2 protein-coding genes are annotated in these 1,174 nt (G+C 48.3%); both read left to right on the forward strand.

Going from position 1 to position 1,174, the window contains the following annotated elements; genetic code table 11:
* Positions 1 to 94: 94 nt before the first annotated feature.
* Positions 95 to 595, forward strand: a complete 501-nt coding sequence (locus tag ACS8FD_RS15750) for a type IV pilin protein (protein WP_439276540.1) — start codon at positions 95 to 97, stop codon at positions 593 to 595.
* Entirely contained in the window at positions 589 to 1,107 is a 519-nt protein-coding gene (locus tag ACS8FD_RS15755) for a type IV pilin protein (protein ID WP_439276539.1), read from the forward strand. The genes ACS8FD_RS15750 and ACS8FD_RS15755 overlap by 7 nt, the downstream gene beginning before the upstream one ends.
* Positions 1,108 to 1,174: the final 67 nt, after the last annotated feature.

Here is a 1,174-nt window from a genome sequence, read left to right on the forward strand (position 1 = left end):
GATGAGTGCGTCGGACCTACCTGCGGGGTCAATAGTGGTATCAATACCGATAAACGTATCAATCCATTGAGCTGGATGGAACATTAAAATGCTAATGAGAGCCAACAGCGGTTTTACTCGGCAGATAGGCTTTACGTTAATAGAGCTTATGATCGTGGTCTCTATTATCGGCATACTAGCGGCCATCGCTGTACCCAGTTACCGCGCCTATGTCGTGCGTAATGCTGAGGCAGATACGCAGCGTAAGATGCTATCGCTCGCAACTGAGCTTGAGCAATGGCGCGCCAAAGCGCTAACTTATAAAGGCTTCGAACCAAAGGCAGATACGATCGCAAGTTCGACAGGTGCGATCAGCTGGCCTGCCAACAATCCTCGTTATACGATTCGCCTTGGACATATCGCAGGCAGTCCAGCAGCGTTTAGTCCCTTACATGAAGGTAGTGAGCGTGCTATGGGCTGGGTCATGATGGCGACACCTATCAATATGACAGGCGCAGATAACTTTATGCTAAGTAGCCAAGGCGTACGCTGCGCGAATAATATCGCATTTGATATTACAGATACCGATTGCGGAGCAGGGGAGACAACGTGGTGATATATTCATTGAACAAGCCAGCGAGCAAGACATACTTGTCACCGAACGAACACTTGCCCCAAAAAGGCTTTACCTTGATAGAGCTGATGATCGTCGTCGCTATTATCGGGGTACTAGCGGCCATTGCTTTTCCTAGCTATCAAGGCTATGTCGAGAGAACCAATCGAGCGGATATGATGAGCGAGATGCAGCAAATAGCCACCCGCATTGAGTCCAATAAAATAAACTATAAACGTTATGACAGAATACCGCTGTCCTCGGTGTTGTCAGGCACTGTCGCGGCTGATGGTAGTGCAAACTTCCCTATCGCTGGCACGGCACTATATACCGTTACCGTAACGCCAAACAGTTCAACGACCTTGGGTGATAGTGATTGGACGGTGACTGCAACGCCTGTGACTGGGCAGCGTATGGTAAATGACGGCAGGCTTACGCTTAATCATGAAGGTAATAAGTGCCGTATTGACACCAATAACGTAGCAACCTGCGGCACTGGTAAAGAATGGGACTAAAGCTTTACTATCTTCTTATCATTCTTGCTATCACTGTCTGACCCCTCCTGACACAAAATGTCATCTC

This window comes from Psychrobacter sp. 1U2, from assembly GCF_051847575.1.